The organism is Myroides phaeus (assembly GCF_900099675.1).
GTDB lineage: Bacteria > Bacteroidota > Bacteroidia > Flavobacteriales > Flavobacteriaceae > Flavobacterium > Flavobacterium phaeum.
The window spans coordinates 54,206-73,703 of sequence record NZ_FNDQ01000014.1 but is presented as its reverse complement, the minus strand read 5'-3'; the positions used below and the strand labels follow the sequence as shown (position 1 = coordinate 73,703).

Here is a 19,498-nt window from a genome sequence, read left to right as displayed (position 1 = left end):
TGTTTTATTTTTCTTTAAATGTACACCCCGATTGTCTTCTAAGCCTTTAAATCCTTTGCTTTTAAATTTTCTTGTCCATTGGAATAAGACAGAAGGATTTGAGATTCTATATCTAACACAGGTATCTGTCAAAGATAAATCACTATTTTGATGTTCCTGAATAATATGAATTTTTTCTTCTATAGTGAATTTGTTTTTGGAGATTCCATGTAATCCTTGTTCTCCATAAACTTCATATAGTTTAAGCCAAAAATAAAGGTTAAACTCACTGATTTTTTCTGATCGAGAAAGTCCCCTCATACTGTCTTTACCTTCCAAAATAATAGTTACTATACGTAACTTAAATTCAAAATTGTATTTCTGTTTTCTACTCATAAAAAATGCCCCAAAAAGTGTCTAACTTTTTGGGGCATGTCTATTCTATCATAGAACGGATTTTTTTTATGTTTAAAACTTAACTGGTTCTGGAACTAATTTAGAATAGTCTCCCTTATTTCTAATAACGTCACGTACAATACTTGAACTGATAAAAGAAGTGCTTGCAGCAGTAAGCAAAAAGACAGTTTCTATTTTAGAAAGAAAACGATTTGTATGAGCAATCGCTTTTTCAAATTCAAAATCAGCAGGGTTTCTAAGTCCTCTTAAAATAAATTGAGCATTAACTTCAAAACAATAGTCTGTTGTTAGCCCCTCATAAGTGGTTACTTTTATTTTTGGTTCGTCTTTAAAAGTTTCTTCTATAAAGCGCTTTCTTTCTTCAAGAGAAAACATATACTTTTTATCAGAATTAACTCCTATTGCAACTATAATCTCATCAAACAAGGGTAATGCTCTGTTTATAATGTCATAGTGCCCATTTGTAATAGGATCAAATGAACCAGGAAAAACTGCTCTTCTCATAGTTAATAATTATTGTGCCTTTTGCAAAGCTAAAACAATTGCGTTGCCAAACAAATCAGATAAAGAGATATTCGCTTGTTTCGCTTGTTGAGGTAAGATACTTTCATTTGTCAGCCCAGGAACAGTATTCATTTCTAATAAGAAAGGCACACCATCTACAATGATAAATTCACTGCGGGAAAATCCTTCCATTTTTAAGATTTTATAAATACGAGAAGCGATATCTTCTATTTTAGCTTTTGTAGCTTCATCAATTCGTGCTGGAGTAATCTCTTGAGACTTCCCTAAATATTTAGCTTCGTAATCAAAGAAATCGTTTTCAGAAACAATTTCTGTAATCGGTAAAACAATTATTTCACCTTGGTAATTAATCACACCAACAGAAACTTCAGTACCGTTTAAGAAGCTTTCAATAATAATTTCATTGTCTTCTTTATAAGCTGTTTCAATGGCTTGTAACAACTCTTCTGTATTCTTAGCTTTTGAGATCCCAAAGCTTGAACCAGAGCGATTAGGCTTAACAAAACAAGGTAATCCTACGCGTTGAATGATAGCTTCTGTATCAATAACATCTCCTTCATTCAAATAATAAGAGATTGCTGTTTTAATACCATAAGGTTTTACAACAGACAACATATCTCGTTTATTCATTGTTAAAGCAGCTTGATAATAATCACAAGAAGTATGAGGCATACCGATTAAATTGAAGTAAGCTTGCATTAAGCCATCTTCTCCTGGAGTACCGTGTATTGCGTTGAATACAACATCAAATGAAATCTTATTTCCGTTGTATTGAACAGAGAAATCATTTTTATCAATTGGAAATTCGGCATTGTTTTCATCAACATAGACCCATTTGTCTTTCAGAATGTGAATTGCGTATGGGATGTATTTATTTCTATCTAAATTATCAAAGACAACTTTTCCACTTACTAATGAGATTTTATATTCGCTTGAATAACCTCCCATGATTATAGCTACATGCTTCATTTTTAATTAGTTTTATTTCTCGGTAGAGAAAATTATAGGGTACTTTGGGTAAAACAAATTTATAACAAAACATAGAAACAAAAAATGTTTTCGATTTTATATCTTTGCCCAAAATAAATAGATATGAAATTATTTGGTTTTTTAAAAAGCAAGGCTTTTTTTATTTCACTAATCGCTGCAGTCGTTATACTTGTAGTAGGAGTATTTGTGGCTCTTAAATGGTTAGAGAAAACAACAAATCACGGGCAACGTATTGCTGTACCATCAATTTTAAAGTTGGATACAGACCAGGCAATCCAGGTTTTAGAGAAAAACAGTTTGCGTATGGTTGTACTTGATACGTTAGATTACGATAGAGATTTCCCTCCTTTAACTATTCTTGAACAAGATCCAGAACCAAATACGGATGTAAAAGAGAATAGAAAAATATATGTAAAGATTAACGCAGCAGGTTATGGAAAAGTGATTTTACCAGAATTTGAAAAGTTAACATACAGACAAGTTTTAGCAACTATTAAATCGTTAGGGTTAAAAGAAGGAACTATTTCTTATGAAACTTTTATAGGAAAAGATGTAGTATTGAGAGTTACTCAAAACGGTAAAGTGTTGAAAAAAGGAGATAAAGTGTCTAAAAATTCTCGTGTTGACTTTGTTTTAGGAGATGGTAGAGCAGCTTATACACCAGAGGAATTAGACGTAGCACCAGAGATTGATTAAGAAAGATATAAGAAAGATATATGCAAGAAGGTAATATTGAAGCGTTCGATGATTTAGATGGAGAATTATATGAACATTTTAGATTTGAAGCAGGAAAAGGACAAGCTCCTCTTAGAGTTGATAAGTTTTTAATGAACTTAGTAGAAAACGCTACGAGAAATAAAATCCAACAAGCTGCTGCAAATGGAAATATTTTTGTGAATGATGTACCTGTTAAATCAAATCACAAAGTGAAGTCAATGGACGTTGTACGTGTGTTGATGAAACAACCACCATTTGAAAACATCATCATACCAGAGGATATTCCGTTAGATATAGTTTATGAAGATGACGCTGTTTTAGTTATTAATAAACCTGCAGGACTTGTAGTTCATCCAGGACACGGTAATTATACAGGGACATTGGTAAATGCATTGGCTTACCATTTTGATAATCTACCTTTAAATAGTAGTGAACGTCCAGGATTAGTACACCGTATTGACAAAGATACAACAGGACTTTTAGTAGTTGCAAAAACGGAGTGGGCAATGACTGAATTGCAAAAACAGTTTGCTGCAAAAACTACTGAACGTGAGTATATGGCAATAGTTTGGGGAAATGTTGAAGAAGATGAGGGTGTAATTGAAAGTTATATTGGTCGCCACGTTAAAGACAGAATGCAAATGGCTGCTTTTGACGATGAAACTATGGGGAAATGGGCAGTTACGCATTATAAAGTAATTGAGCGTTTAGGATATGTTACTTTAGTTTCTTGTCGATTAGAAACAGGGCGTACTCACCAAATTCGCGTACATATGAAGTCTATTGGTCATACCTTGTTTAACGATGAGCGTTATGGAGGAAACCTTATTTTGAAGGGGACTACATTTACGAAGTACAAACAGTTTGTAGATAATTGTTTTAGCGTTTTACCAAGACAGGCATTACACGCAAGAACATTAGGTTTTGAACATCCAATAACAAAAGAGTTTATGCGATTTGAAACTGAAATTCCTGAAGATATGCAAGAGTGTATCGCAAAATGGAGAACTTATGCTCAGGCATCTAACCTTGGAAATAAAGGGGAAATATAATACAAAAGGAATCAGCGAGAGTTGGTTCCTTTTTTTGTTCGCAATTTAGATATACACTTTTGGTTATAAAGCACAGTGTATTTGTTCTACCTAAGTTCTACCACATTTATGCACGTTGCAATTTAAGAAGTATAATAGTATCTTAAAAAAGCCCTTGTCTTCGCAAAAACACACTAAATTCATTTCTCTTTCCGAATTTATTTATTTACTTTGGTGACTTTAGATTAAAATGTTAAGTCAACTTAAAGCACATATTGAAAGTAATTTTCAAGAATTAGTAGAAAAACCATTGTTACTTGCCGTTAGTGGTGGGATAGACAGTGTCGTTTTAGTACACCTTTGTCATCAACTAAAACTAAATATTGCAATAGCACATTGCAATTTTCACTTGCGTAAACAAGATAGTATAGATGATCAGGTTTTTGTAGAGCAATTGGGAAAACAATTAGATATTCCTGTTTTTGTAGCGGAGTTTCAAACAGAACAATACGCTGAGGAAAATAAGATATCTATTCAAATTGCTGCCAGAGAGTTGAGGTATGACTGGTTTAAGTCTCTTATTGCAAAAGGGGAGTATAAATACTTGTTGACGGCTCATCACTTAGATGATTCTATGGAAACGTTTTTAATCAATTTGTCAAGAGGAACAGGTATTGAAGGATTGTTAGGGATACCTGCTAAGAATGATTATATCAGACGTCCATTATTGCCATTTACAAGAGAGCAGATCGTTCAATACGCTGAAAAAAACAAGATTACTTGGCGCGAAGATTATACAAATGCTCAGACAAAATATCTTCGCAATAAAATCAGACAAAACATACTGCCTTTATTAAAAGAGACCAATGATCAGTTTGCAAATTCGTTTCAAAAAACAATTGATTATTTACAGCAAACATTTGATTTAAGCGAAGATGCAAGTCGCATATATTTCAAAAAAACAGTTAGAAATATAGACAATCAGTTGATTATTGATATTTTAGCACTAAAAGAATTATCTTCGCCTATTGCTTATTTATATCGCTGGTTACAGCCTTACGGATTTACAGCTTGGAGCGATATAGAAAATTTATTAGATGCTACATCAGGTAAAGTAGTTTATTCATCAACGCATATGTTGCTTAAGAATAGAGATGAACTTATTTTACAACGTTTAGCAGATAAAGAAGAGAATAAAGAAAAAATATATTTTTTAGAACCAAAACAAACATTAACCGAACCATTAAAGATTAGTATAACACCTTATGAAGAAAAAGAATTAAAAAGCGATACTTCTGTAATTTATGTGGATGGAGATGCTTTACAGTTTCCTTTGTCTATTCGAAAATACAGAAGTGGAGATAAATTTATTCCCTTTGGGATGAAGGGCAGTAAAAAAGTAAGTAAGTTCTTTAAAGACGAGAAGTTTAGTCTAATTGATAAAGAAAACACCTGGCTTTTATGCTCAGAAGATAAAATTGTATGGATTATTGGAAGTCGAATGGATGAGCGATTTAAGGTAAAAAATACAACTACAAACATTTTTAAAATTCAAGTTATTTTATGAGAAAATTAGCTTATTTGCTACTTTTTTTAGTGTCATTTGTTTCAATGCAAGCACAGATTGCAAACCCAGCGAAATGGCAAACTAAAATCGAGAAGAAGTCTGACACAGAATACACCATCACTTGGGACGGTATTATTCAAGAGGGATGGCATATGTATTCTCAGCACACTCCAGATGGAGGACCACTACCTACAGAGTTTATTTATAATAACCAAGAGGGAAATTATGAGTTAGTAGGAGCGGCAAAAGAGAGTGAAACAAAAACAACGTTCAACGATATTTTTGATGTTGATGAAACTTATTTTGTAGGACCAGTAAAATTGGTTCAGGATATTAAGTTGACAAATCAAGATACACCAAATATACAAGTTGAATTAGCATACCAAGTATGTGAAGAAGTATGTATTAGTCAAAGTAATTTATTTGTTTTTGACTTAAAGACATTAACCTCTGTTGAGGTTAAGAATTTTGAGGAGTACACAACAAAGACTTCTGCAACAGAATCGAAAGATAGTGCTACAAGTGAAACAGATGGAGCATTAGTTACAAACAAAAAAGAAGAGAAAAGAGGATTGTTTACAATCTTTATTCTTGCGTTCTTCTCTGGTTTTGCAGCTTTGCTTACACCTTGTGTATTCCCTATGATTCCTATGACAGTGAGTTTCTTTACGAAACAAAGTAAAACACGCGCTAAAGGGATTAAGAATGCGATTATCTACGGATTGTCTATTATTCTTATTTATGTAATCTTAGGAACAATTGTTACTGCTATCTTTGGAGCAGATTCATTAAATGCGTTATCAACTAACGTTTATTTTAATGTAATTTTCTTCTTATTATTAGTGGTATTTGCTACGTCTTTCTTAGGAGCTTTTGAAATTATGTTGCCTAACTCTTGGGCGAATAAAGTAGATTCACAAGCAGATAGAGGAGGTATTATTGGTATCCTATTTATGGCTTTAGCGTTGGCTATTGTGTCGTTTTCTTGTACAGGACCTATTGTTGGAACTCTATTGGTAGAAGCAGCGTCTAAAGGAGGAATAGCACCTATTGTTGGGATGTTAGGGTTCTCGTTAGCATTGGCTTTACCATTTATGTTATTTGCTATGTTCCCAGGGTGGTTAAACTCAATGCCTCGTTCAGGAGGATGGTTAAACACAGTAAAAGTATCATTAGGGTTTTTAGAGTTAGCTTTAGCTTTTAAATTCCTATCAAATGCAGACTTAGTATTGCAAGCACATTGGTTAGAAAGAGAAGTATTCTTAGCTATTTGGATTGCTATTTTTGGTGCTTGGGCATTGTACTTATTAGGAAAAATTAAATTGCCTCACGATAGTCCAACAGATAGTATTTCTGTCGGAAGATTATTTATGGCTCTTTTAGTAACTACGTTTACTATTTATTTAGTACCTGGATTATGGGGAGCACCATTAAAGATTATATCAGGTTTCCCACCACCAATGACGTATAGTGAAAGTCCGTATGGAGTTGGAGGAAAAGGAGGTTCAGCAGGTGGTGATGCAGTAGGTGTATTGCCTGATGGAGCTAAATTAGGAGCACACGATATCGTTGCATTTACAGATTACGAAAAAGGAGTAGCTTATGCACAATCGGTAAACAAACCTATTTTATTAGACTTTACAGGATTTGCTTGTGTTAACTGTCGTAAAATGGAAGACTACGTATGGTCAGATCCATCAGTATTGTCAATTCTTAAAAATGAAGTTGTTTTAATTTCTCTTTATGTTGACGACAAAAAGGAGCTGCCTGAAAATGAGCAGTATATTTCTGAAACAACAGGTAAGAAAATTAAGACGATTGGTAATAAGTGGAGTGATTTCCAAATGAAGAATTACCACGCTAATGCTCAACCTTACTATATTATTTTAGATAGTAAAGAAAACCGATTAACTGAAGCAGTAGGATATACACCAGATGTAGATGACTACAAAGCTTGGTTAGAGAGCGGAGTTCAGAAAGTAAAATAAAACTTATCAATTAGTTAAGTAAAAAGCCGAGTGATTATTTCACTCGGCTTTTTTTGTGTTATTCCGTAAATAAAACTTTGCATTTTGAGAAAATATTAAGATATAAGTCAATACATTTGATAGCTATACTTACATATGCTAATCAGTAACTACAAGAGAAATATTGTAGTTAGAATACTTGATTTCAAGTGTAGATAGTGAAGGGAAGAGGAAAAGGAAAAATCAGAAAAATTGTTATAAAATGAAAAAAAGTTTAGTTGCAGTCGCTTTTGGATTGTTTGCTTTGTGCACAAACGCTCAAGTACACACTCCACCTACCAGTACAAAATCAGAAATTCACCAAGTAGTTGGGTTAACAGATGTAAATATAGATTATTCAAGACCAAATATGCGTGGGCGTTTAGTTTTTGGTGATTTGGTTCCTTATGGAAGACTATGGAGAACTGGAGCAAATATGAACACGGTTGTTACCTTTGGAAATGATGTTATTATTGGTGGTAAAACATTGAAAAAAGGTTCTTATGCCTTGTATACTATTCCAAAAGTAGAAGAGTGGGAAATCATTTTTTACGCAGATACAAACAATTGGGGATTGCCTGAAAAGTGGGATGAAAGCAAAGTAGCACTATCTACTAAAGTAAAGGCAATAGGTTCTGATCGCAAATTTGAAACACTGACAATTGCTGTAAATAATGTGAATATAGATTATGCAGATTTAGAGATAATGTGGGAAAAAGTAATTGTACCTATTCGCTTTACTGTTCCAACAGATCAATTGGCAATGGAAACGATAGAGGAGACTTTTTCTGGTCCTAAGGTTGTAGATTATTATGCAGCGGCAGAATATTACTACTTAACAGGAAAAGACCTTAAAAAAGCCTTAGAATGGGTAGAGGCAGCGATACAGAAATCAGGAGACAAAGTGCCTTATTACTTTGTTCGTTTGAAGTCTCAGATTCAAGCAAAATCAGGAGATAAAGTAGCCGCTGTAGAAACTGCTAAGCTTGCTTTAGCGTTAGCAGAAAAAGCTAATAACTTAGATTACATTAAGATAAACAAAGACGCTATAAAAGAGTGGTCTAAATAATTTTCAAAAGATAGCCGTAAAAAGCTATCTTTTTTTATGCCATATTTTTATATTTTGTAGTTAATGGTTTATCTTTGTTTTTTAACAACACATTCTAAATTATGTTAACAGAATTAAACGCTATTTCCCCAATAGATGGGCGTTACAGAAACAAGACAGTTGGACTTGCGAATTACTTTTCAGAAGAAGCACTTATTAAATACCGTGTTTTAGTTGAGGTGGAATATTTTATAGCGTTGTGTGAGCATAACGTTCCTCAATTGGCAGGAGTTTCTTCAGATGTATTTCCTGAATTACGCAAGTTATACCAAGAGTTTAGTACAGAAGACGCTTTGTGGATTAAGGAAATTGAAAAAACGACTAACCACGATGTTAAGGCAGTTGAGTACTTTATCAAAAATGCCTTTGATCAACTTAAGCTTGAGCAGTACAAAGAGTTTATTCACTTTGGACTTACTTCTCAAGACATTAATAATACGGCTATTCCGTTAATGACAAAAGAAGCTTTTCACGATGTTTATATGCCACTTTTTGTTAAGGTAGTAAATAAGTTGAAAGAGTTAAGCGTTGAGTGGAAAGACGTTCCTATGTTAGCACGTACACACGGACAACCTGCTTCTCCTACAAGATTAGGTAAAGAGTTTGACGTATTTGTTGTTCGTTTAGAAGAGCAGTTGCGCTTGTTAAACAATGTTCCTTTTGCGGCTAAGTTTGGTGGGGCTACAGGTAACTTTAACGCACATAATGTTGCTTACCCAGGACACGATTGGAAACAGTTTGGAACTGACTTCGTTGAATTAACATTAGGGTTAAAACATTCGTTCCCTACAACACAGATTGAGCACTATGATCATTTTGCAGCGTTCTTTGATGCGTTAAAACGCATTAATACCATCATTATGGACTTAGATAGAGATGTGTGGACGTATGTTTCTATGGAGTACTTCAAGCAGAAGATTAAAGCTGGAGAAATTGGATCATCTGCAATGCCACATAAAGTAAATCCTATTGACTTTGAAAACTCAGAAGGAAACTTAGGTATTGCTAACGCTATATTTGAACATTTATCGGCTAAATTGCCTTTATCTCGTTTACAACGTGACTTAACAGATAGTACAGTGTTGCGTAATATTGGTGTGCCATTAGGACATACTTTAATTGCTTTTGAATCTACGTTAAAAGGATTGAATAAGTTATTGTTAAATGCAGAGAAGTTTGAGCAAGACTTAGAAAATAACTGGGCGGTAGTAGCAGAAGCTATTCAAACTATTTTAAGAAGAGAAGCGTATCCTAATCCGTATGAGGCATTAAAAGATTTAACACGTACGAATACAGTAATTAATAAAGAGTCAATTCACAATTTCATCGAAACGCTTGCTGTTTCAGAAGAAATTAAAAATGAATTAAAACAGATTACACCAAGTAATTATTTGGGAATATAATATAGATAGTTTCGCACTACAAATAAGAGAAGGTCATTTAGCAATAAATGACCTTCTTTGTTTAGTAAAACCATCATATCGTTATTCTAATGTTAGCAATTAAGCAATAGAAATTTACGGGAAGAAAAAGACTATTTCTTAATTTGGGTTAATTTCTTACTACCCCATATTCCTACAGAAAGAAATAATAGTGGCGTTAAGAAAGATAAAAGTTCAAAGGACTGTGTAAATATATAGGTATCAATACTCTTGATCAATAAAATCAGTCCGACGACAAATACTAAAAACAATATTGTCCTGTAAAAATTGGCACTTGAACGTTTCATTATGTGGAGTCTTTATAATTAATAAAAATAAATATAGGGAATAAAAAAAGCCTGTCAAAATTTTGACAGGCTTTTCTATATTGTTGATATTTAATCTTATAAGTGAATAACTTCACCGTAAGCGTCAGCAACAGCTTCCATCACAGCTTCACTCATTGTAGGGTGAGGGTGAACCGCTTTCAAGATTTCGTATCCTGTAGTTTCTAATTTACGTGCTACAACTGCTTCAGCAATCATATCAGTAACACCAGCTCCGATCATATGACAACCTAACCACTCTCCGTATTTAGCATCAAAGATAACTTTTACGAAACCGTCAGGAGTACCAGCAGCTTTTGCTTTTCCAGAAGCAGAGAATGGGAATTTACCAACTTTGATATCATAACCAGCTTCTTTAGCTTTTTTCTCAGTCATACCAACAGAAGCAATCTCAGGAGTAGCATAAGTACATCCAGGGATATTTCCGTAGTCTAATGGTTCAACGTGGTGACCAGCAATTTTCTCAACACATAAAATTCCTTCAGCAGAAGCAACGTGTGCTAACGCTTGTCCAGGAACAACGTCTCCAATTGCATAGTATCCAGGGATATTAGTTTGGTAGAAATCGTTTACTAAGATTTTATCTCTATCAGTAGCGATACCAACTTCTTCTAATCCGATGTTTTCAATGTTAGATTTGATACCAACAGCAGATAATACGATGTCTGCTTCAATGATTTCTTCTCCTTTAGCTGTTTTCACAGTAGCTTTTACTCCTTCACCAGTAGTATCAACTTTTTCAACAGAAGCATTAGTCATAATTTTGATACCTGCTTTTTTCAAAGAACGCTCAAATTGTTTAGAGATATCTTCGTCTTCAACAGGAACAATATTTGGCATAAACTCTACAATAGTTACATCCGTACCCATTGCATTGTAGAAGTAAGCAAATTCAACTCCAATTGCACCAGAACCAACAACAATCATTTTCTTAGGTTGTTGAGGTAAAGTCATTGCTTGGCGGTATCCGATTACTTTTTTACCATCTTGAGGTAAGTTTGGTAATTCTCTTGAACGCGCACCAGTAGCGATGATAATATGATCAGCAGATATTTCAGTTACGTTACCATCTTTATCAGTTACGTCAACTTTTTTACCAGCTTTTACTTTTCCAAATCCATCGATGATTTCGATTTTATTCTTTTTCATTAAGAATTGAACTCCTTTGCTCATTCCTTCTGCAACATTACGAGAACGTGCAACAACAGCATTGAAATCCTTGTCTACTTCACCATTGATTGTCAATCCGTAATCAGAAGCGTGTTTAAGGTATTCAAATACTTGGGCAGATTTTAGAAGTGCTTTCGTAGGGATACATCCCCAGTTTAAACAGATACCTCCTAAGTTTTCTTTTTCAACTACCGCAACTTTAAAGCCTAATTGAGATGCTCTGATCGCAGTCACGTAACCTCCAGGGCCACTTCCTAAAACAATAATATCGAATTTCATATGTATATATTTCTATATTTTATGCTACGAAAATAATCATTTATTTTCTTACTTGAAACTTTCGGATTGAAAAGTTGGTCAGCTGTTCTTTAATGAATTGTGAAGAGGGATTCGTGTTTTCTCGTCTAATAATTTATTATTATCAGAAAATACACTTATTTTTTACCAATCCATTAAAAAAGTTAGCAGTAAATATGCAGGTTCTGTAGTCTGTTTAATCTCTTAGTAGATATAAATTCACTTTAAGATAGCTTAACTATAACAGTAAATAGTTGTAATAAATTCACTAATTGTAAGGGAAATTCATTTTTTAAGCAAAAAAAAGAGGGAAGATAACCTCTTCCCTCAATTTATATTTTTAAGCTCCTTCGGCAATTTTAAATTGCGATTCATATAGGTTTTTATAATACCCATTTTCTAATTCAAGGAGTTCTTTATGCGTTCCTTTTTCAACAATCTGCCCTTTGTCCATAACAATGATTTGGTCTGCATTGACAATAGTAGCCAAACGGTGGGCAATGATAATTGATGTACGTCCTTTTGTCAAGTAATCAGTAGCATTTTGAAGTAATTCTTCTGAATGTGTATCAATAGAAGAAGTAGCCTCATCTAATATTAAAATACTTGGGTTGCTCACATAAGCACGTAAAAAAGCGATAAGCTGTCTTTGTCCTGATGACAACATAACTCCTCTTTCTTTCACATTGTAATCATATCCTCCTGGTAAACTTTCAATGAAGTTGTGAATACCGATTGTTTTCGCCGCTTTAATTACATCCGCTCTACTGATATTAGGGTTGTGTAATGTAATATTGTTAAAAATACTATCACTAAACAAGAAAACATCTTGTAGTACCACAGCAATTTGCTTTCGTAGCGAATCCAGTTTAAACTCGTTTATATCTGTACCATCAATCTTGATAGAACCACTATTAATATCGTAAAAGCGATTTAATAAGTTGATGATTGTTGACTTTCCTGCTCCAGAAGACCCGACAATAGCAATTGTTTTTCCAGCTTCAATTTCTAAGTTAATACCCTTTAAAATTTCGACTTCAGGAATATAGCTAAATCGCACATCTTTCATTAAAATATGTCCTTTAAACTGCGGTGCAATAAGCGTACCTTTGTCCTCAATCACCTCGTCAAGTTCAAGTTCTTCAAACACGCGTTCCGCTGCAATAATTCCCATTTGCATTACGTTAAATTTATCCGCAATTTGACGCAATGGGTTAAAAAGCATTGTAATCAACATTGTGTAAGCAAACAAATCTCCAAATGTGGTTAAGTTATCACCGTTCACAATCGACATTCCTCCATACCAAATAACAAACCCTAAGGTTAGCGATGATACAATATCAGCAATAGGGAAGAAAATAGAGTTGTACATAATGTTTTTCAACCAAGCTTGATTATGTCGTTGGTTGATTTCCTTAAACTTCTCGTATTCTATTTTTTCTCTTGAAAACAATTGAACAATTTTCATTCCTGTCAATCGCTCTTGAACAAAAGTATTTAGGTTAGAAATCTGCGTACGTACTTCTTGGAAAGCAGTTTTCATTTTTAACTGAAACACGCGAGTTGCATAAAGTAATATAGGCATTGCAACTAATACAATACAGCTCAATTTCCAGTTCATATAGAACATAATACATAGCACCACAAACATCTTAAGTAAGTCACTGACAATCATAAAAAGTCCTTGACTAAAAATACTTGCGATAGACTCAATATCAGACACCGAACGCGTTACTAATTTACCAACTGGTTCATTGTCAAAATAGCGCATTCTAAAACTGATGATTTTATCAAACAATTTTTCTCTGATGTCCTTAACAATATCTTGGCCTAACCAATTTGCCCAATAAGTAAAGAAAAATTGAGAAGACACTTCTAATAATAAGACAATACCCATTAGTCCTACATAAAGAAGCAATCCTATTTTGTCTTGTTTCTGTACATATTCATCCACTGTTAGCTTTAGCATATACGGACGTATAGCAGCAAAGATGGATAAAGTTATAGCAAATACCACTACCCAATTAAATCGCTTTTTATAAGGCTTAGCGAAGTTTAATATTTTTTGTAGGGATATAGATTTAATTCGTTTCATAAATAAGGATAACTTACTTTAGTTAAAAATAGTCCCTTTCCGGGAACTGAAAACCCTGCATTTCCTCTGTTTTTGCTTTCGATGATTTTTCTAAAATCGTCCAGCGTAATTTTTTCCAAGCCAACATTAATTAATGTACCTACTATTGCACGCACCATATTTCGCAAGAATCGGTTTGCAGAAACAGTAAATACTAATTTATTGTTGTCTTTTACTTCCCATTCTGCTTTGTAAATCGTACAATTGAATGTGAAAACATCCGTATGTGTTTTAGAAAAACACTCGAAGTCTTCGTATTCAAATAAGATTTTAGCTGCTTCATTCATCAATTCAACGTTTAAAGGTCTGAAGTGATAAAAGCTTAAATCGTTACAAAAAGCATCTTTAAACAAATGCATATGATACTCATACGTACGCGCAGTAGCATCAAAACGTGCGTGCGCCTCATCAGCAACGGTATGAATGTCAAAAACAACAATATCTTCAGGTAAAAAAGAATTCATTTTTTGAACCAAATTCGCTTTTTCAAAAGGCTCGTCAAAGTCAAAATGTGCAAACATCTGTTTTGCGTGAACCCCAGCATCTGTTCTTCCAGCCCCCACCAGCTCAATAGGCGTGCGAAGTAAGGTAGAAATAGCGTGAGTAAGCGTTTCTTGTACCGTTTTAGTATTCGGTTGTAGTTGCCAACCGTGATAATGAGTTCCGTTATAAGCGAATTCTAAAAAGTATCTCAAAGTAAATCTGTTTTTTACAAAGAGCAAATATACTTTAAAAAGACGATTAGGCTGTTTATGTTATTATAAAATTAGTTTTTACTCTTATAAGTAGGCAGTAGGAATGTCCGTTTTAAAACAAGTAAAAAGGCGTAGTTGAAAGCATTGCGAAAAGACCGCGAATGTTAAGATTGTTTTATGCAGTCCGTATGTATATCCTATGTTTAATGTATGTAGAGTGGTTGTATCTTTTTACATAGAAAGTATACAACCAGTATACAAGCACTATACATACAGTATACATACACTCTGTAAATGAATGCAAAAAAATAGCTTAATGACCTTGTTTTGAAATGATAAGTAAGGAATGTAAAACAGCTAAAGCATACCGTTATTAGGGCTGAGTAATTAGGAGGATTTTGCTTTGTATCTGTTGTCTTTTATAAGAATGAGAAAAACAGCTTAGCAAGTATGCGTTTACAGTAAATAAGTTAAAAGCGTAAAAAGCTTACCTAAAAGAGATAATGACTTATGTTTACAAAAGTACAAAATAAGTTGGTAAATAATTTCTATTTTTACCTTTTAATAACCAAACAACAAAATGAAGAAACTATTTTTACTGTTAGCATTGTGCCTAAGTACAGTGGTCAGTGCACAAGAATTTAAAGACTATTTTGAAGATAAAACATTGCGATTAGACTATGTATTTGGAGGAGATGTCAAACGACAGTTTATTTTATTAGACGAGTTAGCTTCGTATCCACAATGGGCAGGGAGAACACATCACTTGAGTGAAAATGCACTAAAAGGCAATGGACAAGTACGCGTTTACGATGAACAGAGCAATTTACTTATTTATACGAATAGCTTTAGTACGCTATTTCAAGAGTGGTTATCTACTGAAGAAGCACAGCGTACAACAAAGAGTTTTGAAAACGTATTCTTAGTTCCGTTTCCGAAGAAAAAAGTGCGCATTGAACTTGTGTTATTTGACGAAAATGGCAAAGAGAAAGATACATTAGTTCACTATGTTGATCCAACTGATATGTTGATTCATCAAAAAGGAGTAGCCGATGTAACTGAACACGTTTATTTGCATAAAGCGAAAGATGAGGCAAAAGCAATAAATGTGGTTTTTGTCGCAGAAGGTTTTCAAGCAGGAGAGATGGATAAATTTATGACTGCAGCTAAGGTTTCAATAGAGGAAATTTTGAAGCACAAACCGTTTGGCAAATTTGCAGATAACTTTAATTTTATTGCAGTGAAGAGTGCTTCTCAAGATTCAGGAGTAAGCGTACCTCGCAAAGGAGAGTGGCGTAAGACAGCCGTAGAGTCAAATTTTGATACTTTTTATTCAGAGCGTTATTTGACTACTAATCGCATTAAAAAATTACACGATGTTTTGGCGGGTATTCCTTACGAGCACATTGTTATATTAGCCAATACAGATGTGTATGGTGGAGGGGGAATTTACAATTCGTACACATTAACTACAACTGGGAATAAAGATTTTAAACCGGTGGTAGTACACGAGTTTGGTCATAGTTTTGCCGGATTAGCAGATGAGTATTTTTATGAGCAAGATGTGTTAAGTGATTTAATTTCGAATGTAAGCGAACCGTGGGAAAGAAACATTACAACACTTGTTGATTTTAATAGTAAGTGGAAGAAAATGTTGAAAAAAGGTACGCCAATTCCAACTGACGCTAAAGATGTGAAAAAATATCCAATAGGTGTTTATGAAGGATTAGCAGGAAGAAAGATTTACAAAGGAACATTGGATTGTAGAATGAAAACAAATCAATATCCAGATTTCTGTCCCGTTTGTCAGAATGCGATAGAAGAGTTAATTTTGTTTTATACAGAGTAATCATATTAGAAAGCTTCTCAGTAGAGAAGCTTTCTTGTTTTAAATAGGTAATACAGGTGAAGAATATATTATTATTGTCTGATACGCATAGTTGCATAGACGAGCATATTATGAAGTATGTAGCGCAAGCAGATGAGGTTTGGCACGCTGGAGATATTGGTGACTTAACAGTAACTGATACGATTAAGAAGGTAAAGCCTTTGCGCGCTGTTTACGGAAATATAGACGGGGCAGAGGCAAGGTTAGAGTTTCCGGAAGAACAATTTTTTGAGTGTGAGGGAATGAAGGTGTATATGATACATATTGGAGGATATCCTGGAAAGTATAAAGCAAGTGTGAAACAAAGAATAATGACAGAGCATCCGGGGATTTATATTTGTGGACATTCACATATACTAAAGGTGCAATATGACCAGATGTTAGGTGTGTTACATATGAATCCAGGAGCAGCAGGAATTAGTGGTTTCCACCAAGTACGAACTATGCTGCGCTTTAAGATAGACCAGGGAAAGATTAGTGACTTAGAAATTATTGAATGGTCCAAAAACAAAAAAGCCGAACTTTAAAGTTCGGCTTTTTTAACGCACTAATAAACTAAGATATTAGGTTTATCTTAAACGATCTACTGATTTTACAAGATCTTCATCCTTCTTAATGGCTCTGTTTGCTAACACGATAAACAGGATAGAAATAAGAGGGAGGAACATCCCAATACCCTTCTCAGAAACAGTATCAACTGCTTCTCCAGATATGTTTAGTGATCTGTATATAAATAATCCTACTAGTATAAAATTTAATATTATATTCAAACGATTGATGACAAACTGTCTTTTTCGATTGTTATAACCTAAGATAGCAACTACTGTCATAGCAACTGATAATCCGAAAAGGATAGTAAACATAGGTATATGCATCGAATAGATTTCTGTACCTTCTCCATTAGTCCACAAAGGGAATATGAATGGTAAAACACCTACAAGTATAAAAACGATGATTAAGTAAACAGTTTGAATTCTTTGTAACATGATTTGTAAAAAATGAAATACAAAAATAACGTTTCTTTTTTTAAAAAACCTATTGTTTGTAAAAATTAATTCGTAATATTGCATCAGTACTGCCGTAAGTTCTTCATAATACGGCAATTCTATTTTAAATTCCCATCTTATTTAAAATATATAATTCAATATTTTTATAATCTATAAACATTTTTATGTTTGAAATTTCCGAATTAAAAAAAATGAAGGTTGCTGACCTTCAGGAGATTGCTAAAAAAGCCAAAATAGGTAAAATTGCTTCATTGAAGAAAGACGAGCTTATTACGCAAATTTTAGACAGTCAAAAAGCAGATTCTAATGTTGCAAAGCAGAGTGTGAAAGGACCGAATACTGTTAATCCTAAGAAAGCCGCAACGCCACAAGAAGTTGGAGAGTCTAACGAGAAATCAAAGCGTCCAAGACTAAGTAAACCCCAAGAAGAAGAGAGCAAATTAGGAGCGAAGTTAGAACAAGCTTCTCAAGTAATTGCAGAAAAACCTCATAGAAAACCTGCTGATAAACAAAACGAAAGAAAAGTTTCTACTGATACGACAAATACAGAAGAAAAAGCAGAAGGTGTAAGAGAGGCAAAGCCAGCTCATAATCGTGAAAATAAAAGGGAATTTAATAAAAAGAGAGGTGATGATTCTAATCGCCGAGATTCTCAAAAAAGAGATTTTAAAAATCAAAATAGAAATACAGCTGAGTCAACAGATGCAAAAGCAGTTCCAACTGTGGCTGATGTAGATACGGTTACTCCAGAGGTTAATGTTGTTGCTGAAACAAATCAAAATAATGATTCAGATCAAAACAAAAAGCCTCACAGCAATCAGCAAAATAAAAATAATAACAACCACAATAATAAACGCAATAATTACAGAGAACCAGATTATGAGTTTGACGGAATTATTGAAAGTGAAGGTGTTCTTGAAATGATGCCTGACGGTTATGGGTTCTTGCGTTCTGCAGATTATAACTATTTATCTTCTCCTGATGATATTTACTTATCGCAATCTCAAATTAGATTATTTGGTTTAAAAACTGGTGATACAGTTAAGGGAGTGGTAAGACCTCCAAAAGAAGGAGAGAAGTTTTTTCCACTTGTAAGAGTATTAAAAATTAACGGACACGATCCACAAGCTGTGCGTGACCGTGTATCATTTGAACATTTGACACCTTTATTCCCTCAAGAGAAGTTTAATCTTGACGGTAGAAGAAGTACAGTATCAACTCGTTTAATGGATATGTTTGCTCCAATTGGTAAAGGACAACGTGGTATGATCGTTGCGCAACCAAAGACGGGTAAAACGATGTTGTTGAAAGATGTGGCAAATGCTATTGCTGCAAATCACCCAGAAGCTTATTTAATCGTACTTTTGATTGACGAGCGTCCGGAAGAGGTTACAGATATGCAGAGAAGTGTGGATGCAGAGGTTATTGCTTCAACATTTGACGAACCTGCAGAAAGACACGTGAAAGTTGCTAATATCGTTTTAGAGAAAGCAAAGCGTTTAGTTGAATGTGGTCACGATGTTGTTATTTTATTAGACTCAATTACACGTTTAGCACGTGCTTATAATACAGTTCAACCTGCTTCAGGTAAGGTATTGAGTGGAGGGGTAGATGCTAATGCGCTACAAAAACCAAAACGTTTCTTTGGTGCTGCTCGTAATATTGAAAATGGAGGTTCTTTAAGTATTATTGCAACTGCTCTTGTAGATACTGGTTCAAAAATGGATGAGGTTATCTTTGAAGAGTTTAAAGGTACAGGTAATATGGAACTTCAATTAGATAGAAAACTTTCTAATAAACGTATTTTCCCTGCTATTGATATTACTTCATCAAGTACAAGACGCGATGACTTATTATTAGATAAAGATGCTTTACAGCGTCTTTGGGTTATGCGTAATGTTATGGATAATATGAATTCTGTAGAAGCGATGACATCTATTATTGATAATCTAAGAAGAACAGATAACAATGATGATTTCTTGAGAACTTTAAACGAGAAAGACTAATAGTAATGATGATTGCTTGATAGCTCTGTATGGGTTTTGAGAGTAATTATTTGAAAGATAGTAAGAGAGGATGTGTTAACATCCTCTCTTTTTTTTGAAAATGCTATAGATAGAAACTTCTCTCGATTTTATTAAATGTTTTTTATATAATTTTTGCAGAGTTTGATAAAATGATTATTTTCGAAGTGTTAAA

General features: G+C 33.9%; 16 protein-coding genes. 9 read left to right on the top strand and 7 right to left on the bottom strand.

All coding sequences use genetic code 11. From position 1 onward, the window contains the following. The 3 genes from BLT46_RS08655 to BLT46_RS08645 form a co-directional block, all read right to left on the bottom strand. Nucleotides 1–375, bottom strand: a 375-nt coding sequence (locus BLT46_RS08655; RefSeq protein WP_143021883.1) for a transposase, incomplete at its 3' end; no start/stop codon positions are given. Nucleotides 376–447: 72 nt separating this feature from the next. Continuing rightward, nucleotides 448–900 (bottom strand): pantetheine-phosphate adenylyltransferase, encoded by a 453-nt coding sequence (gene coaD, locus BLT46_RS08650; protein ID WP_090409249.1) that lies wholly within the window; start codon nt 898–900, stop codon nt 448–450. A 9-nt stretch (nt 901–909) separates the two neighbouring features. Further along, nucleotides 910–1,890, bottom strand: a complete 981-nt coding sequence (locus BLT46_RS08645) for a D-alanine--D-alanine ligase (protein ID WP_090409245.1) — start codon at nt 1,888–1,890, stop codon at nt 910–912. Between the two features lie 123 nt (nt 1,891–2,013). Here BLT46_RS08645 and BLT46_RS08640 point away from each other — a divergent pair, with 123 nt between their 5' ends. The 6 genes from BLT46_RS08640 to purB all read left to right on the top strand — a co-directional run bounded on the left by BLT46_RS08640 (nt 2,014) and on the right by purB (nt 9,743). Continuing rightward, complete coding sequence (locus BLT46_RS08640; protein ID WP_090409242.1) at nt 2,014–2,607, top strand: PASTA domain-containing protein; 594 nt, start codon at nt 2,014–2,016, stop codon at nt 2,605–2,607. A 20-nt stretch (nt 2,608–2,627) separates the two neighbouring features. Beyond that, complete coding sequence (locus BLT46_RS08635; RefSeq protein ID WP_090409240.1) at nt 2,628–3,680, top strand: RluA family pseudouridine synthase; 1,053 nt, start codon at nt 2,628–2,630, stop codon at nt 3,678–3,680. 229 nt (nt 3,681–3,909) lie between these two features. Next, complete coding sequence (gene tilS, locus BLT46_RS08630) at nt 3,910–5,226, top strand: tRNA lysidine(34) synthetase TilS (RefSeq protein ID WP_090409237.1); 1,317 nt, start codon at nt 3,910–3,912, stop codon at nt 5,224–5,226. Then, complete coding sequence (locus BLT46_RS08625) at nt 5,223–7,214, top strand: protein-disulfide reductase DsbD family protein (protein ID WP_090409234.1); 1,992 nt, start codon at nt 5,223–5,225, stop codon at nt 7,212–7,214. Before tilS ends, BLT46_RS08625 begins: the two co-directional genes overlap by 4 nt. A 241-nt stretch (nt 7,215–7,455) precedes the next feature. Continuing rightward, a complete protein-coding gene (locus BLT46_RS08620; protein WP_090409231.1) occupies nt 7,456–8,301 on the top strand; it encodes a DUF2911 domain-containing protein in 846 nt (281 codons plus the stop codon). A gap of 101 nt (nt 8,302–8,402) precedes the next feature. Further along, on the top strand, nt 8,403–9,743 hold the full coding sequence (gene purB / locus BLT46_RS08615) for an adenylosuccinate lyase (protein ID WP_176770743.1): 1,341 nt from the start codon (nt 8,403–8,405) through the stop codon (nt 9,741–9,743). Nucleotides 9,744–10,165: 422 nt separating this feature from the next. On the opposite strand, the gene lpdA is transcribed toward purB, so the two are convergent. The 3 genes from lpdA to truA form a co-directional block, all read right to left on the bottom strand. Then, nucleotides 10,166–11,557, bottom strand: a complete 1,392-nt coding sequence (gene lpdA / locus BLT46_RS08610) for a dihydrolipoyl dehydrogenase (RefSeq protein WP_090409223.1) — start codon at nt 11,555–11,557, stop codon at nt 10,166–10,168. A 358-nt stretch (nt 11,558–11,915) separates the two neighbouring features. Continuing rightward, nucleotides 11,916–13,670, bottom strand: a complete 1,755-nt coding sequence (locus BLT46_RS08605; RefSeq protein WP_090409220.1) for an ABC transporter ATP-binding protein — start codon at nt 13,668–13,670, stop codon at nt 11,916–11,918. Beyond that, on the bottom strand, nt 13,667–14,404 hold the full coding sequence (gene truA / locus BLT46_RS08600; protein WP_090409217.1) for a tRNA pseudouridine(38-40) synthase TruA: 738 nt from the start codon (nt 14,402–14,404) through the stop codon (nt 13,667–13,669). The genes BLT46_RS08605 and truA overlap by 4 nt, the downstream gene beginning before the upstream one ends. A 580-nt stretch (nt 14,405–14,984) precedes the next feature. Here truA and BLT46_RS08595 point away from each other — a divergent pair. Both BLT46_RS08595 and BLT46_RS08590 read left to right on the top strand, forming a co-directional pair. Beyond that, nucleotides 14,985–16,253, top strand: coding sequence for a M64 family metallopeptidase (locus BLT46_RS08595; protein ID WP_090409213.1), 1,269 nt, complete (start codon nt 14,985–14,987; stop codon nt 16,251–16,253). Nucleotides 16,254–16,309: 56 nt separating this feature from the next. Beyond that, nucleotides 16,310–16,819, top strand: coding sequence for a metallophosphoesterase family protein (locus BLT46_RS08590; protein WP_090409210.1), 510 nt, complete (start codon nt 16,310–16,312; stop codon nt 16,817–16,819). 42 nt (nt 16,820–16,861) lie between these two features. Here the strand turns inward: BLT46_RS08590 and BLT46_RS08585 are convergent, their stop codons facing one another. Further along, entirely contained in the window at nt 16,862–17,278 is a 417-nt protein-coding gene (locus BLT46_RS08585; protein WP_090409207.1) for a DUF4293 domain-containing protein, read from the bottom strand. Nucleotides 17,279–17,463: 185 nt separating this feature from the next. On the opposite strand from BLT46_RS08585, the gene rho reads away from it, so the two are divergent. Next, nucleotides 17,464–19,305, top strand: a complete 1,842-nt coding sequence (gene rho, locus BLT46_RS08580; protein ID WP_090409204.1) for a transcription termination factor Rho — start codon at nt 17,464–17,466, stop codon at nt 19,303–19,305. Nucleotides 19,306–19,498: the final 193 nt, after the last annotated feature.